We start from the raw sequence: 6,000 nt of genomic DNA, 5'->3' as shown, positions 1-6,000 counted from the left end.
GCGGTAGTTCAGTTGGTTAGAATACCGGCCTGTCACGCCGGGGGTCGCGAGTTCGAGTCTCGTCCGTTCCGCCAATACAAAGACGAAAGCCTCATCGAAAGATGAGGCTTTTTTCGTATTTGTCCTTGTATAAAGGATGATGAAAATGAGAATACCATTACTTTAGCCATTTGCTAAAGGAGCGGTAGTTCAGTTGGTTAGGGCTTTTTATTAGAGATAGTCGGCCTGTCTCACGTGCCGAAGGCACATTTCGAGTCTCGTCCGTTCCGCCAATATGTTGAGAAGCCCTAACAGCAATGTTAGGGCTTTTTCGTGTCTGTCATTTTTATAAGTGATGATGAAAATCAAGCGGTAGTTCAGTCGGGCTGATAATGTTCCATACATTATTCAGCATTCACCCCATCCCTGAGGATTTTAAGGCTTTTCATTAGAGAGAGTCGGCCTGTCACGCCGGGGGTCGCGAGTTCGACTGTTAACAAGAGCAAGTCCGTTCCGCCAATACAAAGACGAAAGCCTCATCGAAAGATGAGGCTTTTTTCGTATTTGTCCTTTTATAAAGGATGATGAAAATGAGAATACCATTATTTCAGCAATTTGCTAAAGAAGCGGTAGTTCAGTTGGGCTGATAATACCAAACTGGAAAATTAACTGATCAACTTTGCCCAGTCTCTTGAACACATGCTTTTAATCCTGTTAGTACATTCAATAAATGTGTTCCATGCACGACAGCATTGTTCAACAATATCGTCATAATTTTTGAAGCATCGGTTAGCTAAACAGTGTTGCCTTAGCCTTAGCCATTGCCATATTTGTTCAATGGGATTTAGTTTCTGTAAATAGAGAATGGATAATAAGGCGGGAGTTTCAATATTGATAAGTTATCGAATGCTTCTGTCGTTTCATTTGTATGCCAAGGTGCGCCATCTGTAATAACCAGTGCATATCGGTCTGGTTTTGTCGCCTCTGAAATTTGCCTTAAGTGCTGTGTCATTACATCTTTATTCACAAATGGCGCGACGAGTGCTTCGGTTTTTCCAGTGGCTGGACACACAGCACCAAAAAGATAAGCCCTATGGTTCATAAAATGTAAATTGCTGTTGTTGAACACTGCGAGGTCTTGTACCCGTTGCTGCCCAGAGCCTTGTTGTTGTATTTTGCCGATCTTCTTTTAAATAAAAATGCGGGTTTCGCCCTGAAACCACCTAGGTTGTAGCAATAGGCGACGCGATCTAAAGGAAGGTGTCCGGGGATCTTATCGATCGTTTTTATTAAGAATTTTTTTAAACGCTTCCTGAATTTTTTCTGATTGTTTAGAGTGTTTTGAACGACTCGTGCTCCAACTCAGTCCAATGCCTTTCAATATTTTGTATACATGATCCAAGTGATATTCAATACCAAACTCAGCTTGGATATAACCTTGAATATCCTTGCCTATAAGTCGCCCACCTTCTTCTGATCGACTGACAACATCGATATAGGTATATAACTTTTGCTTTTGTGCATAGGTCATTTTACTCGCATTTTGATTAGACATATCACTTTTTAATGCATCGATACCTTTTGTGAGGTAGGTTTTAACCCAAGCATTAACACTGGTTCGACTGAGCTTTAGTTGGCGAGCCACTAAAGCACGATTATGTGTTTCCAAAAAGCGTGCAATGGCCAATAAGCGAATTCTCATTCGTGCGTCTTTTTCAGACTTAGATAAGGCAACAAGTTGTTCAGCAGAATAATTTGACATGTTTAAAAGCGAAATGAAATCGTACTATATTAGATCATATTTGAGTGCAGATTGGTATAAGCCTTCTTCTAAAAAAACCTTTACCCATTTGTTAACACTCGTTCTGCTCACCTTTAAAGAGAGTGCAATTTGAGTTCGAGACTTGCCATCTTGAAAATGAGCAAGTGCAAGGAGTCGCATCTTCATTTGAATCGATTTTTGCTTACGTGCGAGTGAATTAAAGTCGATATTTTTAAGGTTATCCATAACAATTCACAAAGAGGATGTGATAAATGTAATTAGATCATATTTTTACTTAGATTGGTATTATTGTGATATTTATTTTATAAGAAAAAATCACTTAATCGTTTTTATATCAGCTAGTTGTATTATAGAAAAGGGCTCTAGAATAAACATTTCATATTCTGTTACATCTTTTAGATATGAATACTTTCTAAACTAAGGTTAAAATATATTTGTTTTTAGGTTATGGTGCTGATATTCATTTGTCAGTATCATGAATGTGAATATATGATTTTGTTATTTAAAGTCGATTTCTATCATTGTATTCAAGCTTATTAGCCTATTAAAATCATCTTTGTCAGTAGCTCTCAATATCTGAAGATATGTGGGAGCTTTTTTTTATATTAATCATAAGGTAGAGCATTAGGGTCGACATTAATATAATCGGGTGGAATGTTGTTTGTGAATTGTTTTGCTTTGATTGTGGTATGTCCAGACATCAATGCTTTACAGACTCGGTGCATGCCATCAATTACTTTTCCGTTTTGGCAGAGTAAAATAGGGTAATTAAGATCGGCTTCGTTAACGAGTTGCATGTGTTCCACGATATTTCTACATGTAGGAATCGATTCATTTGATTCATACCAGTAGCATCGATCGAGTTCTGTGATTTCTGATAAATTGACATGAACCGTTGGGAGTTTATTCGATTGAACAATGAGCTTGTTTACATCCCATATAAAAGTATTGGTAACATTACCAGGTGTTGGTATTTTTCTAAAATGATATTGTTGGCGCATGGCTTATGATTGCCCTGAATTTAAATTTTAACTGATGAGTGTCAATTTTTGCTTTCGAGTCAATTTTTTTATGGCGATCTCTTTTTTTAAGGCCTGGCTGTGAGAGCCAATTGTTTCTTGATATATCAATTGCAAAGGGCCTTTACCTTTTAAGAACTTTGCAGCTTTTTTTCCGCCTAATTGATGTTCATGAAAACGACGATTAACATCAGTTGTGATCCCTGTATAAAAATGGCCGTTTGCACATTTAATCATATATAAATACCAAATCGTGCTCACTATGATCCTCTATAGTTGTCAATATTAATGGCTTTATTTTATGCCAAACCAATAGAAGGTGATTTGGCATAAATAAACGGGCAAGAGATTATTTGTCGAAACCTAATAAGCCTAAGAAGAATGCATATTCTTTTGCTGTGTCTTGGTAACGGCGATAGCGTCCACTTTTCCCACCATGTCCAGCTTCCATATCGGTTTCAAATAACAGCAAGTTATCATCAGTTTTATATTCTCTGAGCTTAGCTACCCATTTAGCAGGCTCAAAATATTGTACCTGCGAATCGTGTAAACCTGTTGTAACAAGCAAGTGAGGGTAGTCTTGTGCTTTTATTTGATCGTAAGGTGAATAGCTTAACATGTAGTCATAGTAAATTTTATTGTTAGGGTTGCCCCATTCATCGTATTCGTTAGTGGTGAGTGGAATGCTTTCATCTAACATGGTTGTGACGACATCGACGAAGGGAACATGAGATGCTACAGCGAAATATTGTTCTGGTGACTGATTGATAATTGCCCCCATTAATAAGCCACCTGCACTGCCGCCGGATGCGACGACTTTATTCTTATCGGCATAACCACGTGCTGTTAATGATTGAGTGACGTCAATAAAATCATTAAAGCTATTTTTTTTGTTTAGTATTCGGCCATCATCGTACCAATGGCGGCCTAGCATATCACTGCCTCGTATATGAGCCGTTGCATAAACAAAGCCTCTATCTAGTAAGCTGATGATGGAAGAGCTAAAGTGTGGTTCAATGGTGTAGCCATAAGAGCCGTAACCATATTGATATAAAGGATTTTTTCCATCTTTATTGAATAAATTCTTACGATAAACGAGTGTGACTGGGACTTGAGCACCATCTCTTGCAGTGATAAATAATCGTTCCGTTTGATAAGCATCACTTTTAAACCCACCAAGCACATTATCTTGTTTTAATAAGCGTCTTGTCTGGGTCAGTGACTCTGAAGCGGGTGTCCCTAATGAATATTCAAAAATAGATTCGGGGGTTGTAGGGCTGGAATAAGCAATCCGTAATTTTTCTGTATTTTGGAGTGTATTAATCTCTAAACTCGCCACATAAGCTGCATCATCAAAGGGTAATTCAAATTCTTGAGAATCATCAAGTGGGCGAACTTTGATATGATTTAGGCCATTTTCTCTCGTTTGATAAACTAAATAATCTTTTAAAATTAAATAATCTTCAATCAGAACGTTGTCATCATGGGGGATGACTTCTTTCCAAGATTGTTGATTATTGGCTTGGTTAGCAGCTACTTTCATTAGACGATAGTTTTTTGCCTGCCAATTAGTGAGAATGTAGAAGTCATCTCCTTCTTTTTCAAAGGTATATTCATGGCCTTCTGTTCTCGGCAAGATAGGCGAAAATGATGAAAGAGGCTGATTAGCATCAAGAATGGAGACTTCTGAGGTAATAGTGCTGTTATGGGAGAGTGTGATCAATGATTGATCAAGTGTTTTACCTAGTTCAAGATAGTAGGTGTCATCTTTTTCTTCAAATACTAATACATCCTCAGATTGCTGTGTACCGAGTTTGTGTCTGAACACTTGAAATCCGAGTAATGTTTGGGGATCTTTTGCAATATAGAAGATATGCTGATTGTCGTTGGCCCAGATAATGTTTCCTTCTACGCCTTCAATTTTATCTTTAAGATACTTACTGTTTTTAAGGTCTTTGAAAAAAATAGTATAAATTCTTCTACTCAGTGTATCTTCAGTAAAGGCGAGCAATTGGCTGTTTGGACTCACTGAGGTATCGCCTAGGCCGTAGAATTCATTACCTTGTGCGCGTTCATTGACATTTAGAATGATTTCTTCAGTTGAATCTAAGTTTTTTTTGCGAGCAAGGATCGGATACTCTTCTCCTGATTGATACCGGCTGTAATACCAGTGATCATTCCAAAAATAAGGCGCGCTAGATTCATTTTGATCTAATCGGCTTGTTAGCTCTTGAAATAAAATTTTTTGCAAAGCGTTGTAGGCGTCAAATTGAGCCTCTTTATAATGATTTTCTGCAGTTAAATAATCGATTACATCTTTGTTCTGGCGTTGATCGTCACGCATCCAATAATAGTTATCAATGCGTAGATGGCCGTGTTCCTCCATTGTAAAAGGTTTTTTTTCAGCATGTGGGGGCTGTATTGATGAGGTTTTAGTCATATTTGAGCATCCAAATAACAAGACAGCACATGCTGTAAGGGGTAAGAAGAACTTCATGTCACGTTTCCTTGTGTCAATTCTTATTCATAAATTGAGTGAGTATTTTTTATGTAAGTTATTTTATGCCGCTGAGCAATAAAGGTCGATAATTTTTTATTGTATTAAGCGAGTTTCGCTGTATTTATTTTTCTAAGTAGACAATCTCACAGGTAAAAACTGAGTGATTGGTTTTATCTGTTGTTATTTTTATTTTTACCAGTTAAAAAATACGAATATTACTTGAGTTTTTAGTGTGTTAAGCGCAAAATGATCCTGTTGATGAATACCGTTTATCAACGCTAATTCTCAGGGTAGGGTGAGACTCCCCACCGGTGGTAAGTGATAATGCACGATAATTTTTAAGTGCTATCTAAGCCCACGAGCGTCTGGTTTTCTAGGGGCAGGCAGATCTGGTGTTTTATGTGAAGTCACTAATATAGACGGAATGATGGCGCGATTAGTTGATATAGTCCACTTTAGTGAGGTACATGCTTTACCAGTAGTGACTATTGAAGATTTTGTTTCTTATCGGCAACGAGCACTTCAACACATCGGTTAAGCCATTATTTATTTCATTAGTGAAAAGCTCATATTGAGTTTTTCACTATGGTATGTCTTCATTTTGTATGCTTATTACTCATTTTTTCGTGCCAAATATGTTGTTAGTAATTAAATAAAATGTTTTTTTATGTTTTATCTTAGGTTTTTAATCGGCAAAATTAGCGAGTGTACAAATTAAT

General features: G+C 37.3%; 4 protein-coding genes and 2 pseudogenes. 1 reads left to right on the top strand and 5 read right to left on the bottom strand.

The features are described 5' to 3' along the window. Window positions 1–644: 644 nt before the first annotated feature. The 5 genes and pseudogenes from Q0779_RS21725 to Q0779_RS21705 form a co-directional block, all read right to left on the bottom strand. Window positions 645–1,741, bottom strand: a pseudogene (locus tag Q0779_RS21725) (IS630 family transposase). Window positions 1,742–1,765: 24 nt separating this feature from the next. Then, window positions 1,766–1,987, bottom strand: coding sequence for a helix-turn-helix domain-containing protein (locus Q0779_RS21720; protein ID WP_298775966.1), 222 nt, complete (start codon window positions 1,985–1,987; stop codon window positions 1,766–1,768). 380 nt (window positions 1,988–2,367) lie between these two features. Beyond that, window positions 2,368–2,763, bottom strand: coding sequence for a hypothetical protein (locus tag Q0779_RS21715; protein ID WP_298775964.1), 396 nt, complete (start codon window positions 2,761–2,763; stop codon window positions 2,368–2,370). A 27-nt stretch (window positions 2,764–2,790) separates the two neighbouring features. Further along, window positions 2,791–3,018: a GIY-YIG nuclease family protein gene (locus Q0779_RS21710; protein WP_298775963.1), complete on the bottom strand. Its 228-nt coding sequence runs from the start codon at window positions 3,016–3,018 to the stop codon at window positions 2,791–2,793. Between the two features lie 112 nt (window positions 3,019–3,130). Then, window positions 3,131–5,221, bottom strand: coding sequence for a S9 family peptidase (locus Q0779_RS21705; RefSeq protein ID WP_298775962.1), 2,091 nt, complete (start codon window positions 5,219–5,221; stop codon window positions 3,131–3,133). A 448-nt stretch (window positions 5,222–5,669) separates the two neighbouring features. Between Q0779_RS21705 and Q0779_RS21700 the strand changes: the two are divergent. Then, a pseudogene (locus Q0779_RS21700) lies at window positions 5,670–5,819 on the top strand (3,4-dihydroxy-2-butanone-4-phosphate synthase); the annotation flags it as partial. Between the last annotated feature and the right edge of the window lie 181 nt (window positions 5,820–6,000).

Origin of the sequence: uncultured Shewanella sp. (assembly GCF_947491715.1) — a bacterium.
Lineage (GTDB): Bacteria > Pseudomonadota > Gammaproteobacteria > Enterobacterales > Shewanellaceae > Shewanella.
This window is presented reverse-complemented; position numbering and strand designations above follow the sequence as displayed.

Excerpts from the sequence above, each read along its gene's own strand:
- Q0779_RS21720 (WP_298775966.1), bottom strand. The coding sequence starts at position 1,987 with ATGGATAACCTTAAAAATATCGACTTTAATTCACTCGCACGTAAGCAA.
- Q0779_RS21715 (WP_298775964.1), bottom strand. The coding sequence starts at position 2,763 with ATGCGCCAACAATATCATTTTAGAAAAATACCAACACCTGGTAATGTT.
- Q0779_RS21710 (WP_298775963.1), bottom strand. The coding sequence starts at position 3,018 with ATGATTAAATGTGCAAACGGCCATTTTTATACAGGGATCACAACTGAT.
- Q0779_RS21705 (WP_298775962.1), bottom strand. The coding sequence starts at position 5,221 with ATGACTAAAACCTCATCAATACAGCCCCCACATGCTGAAAAAAAACCT.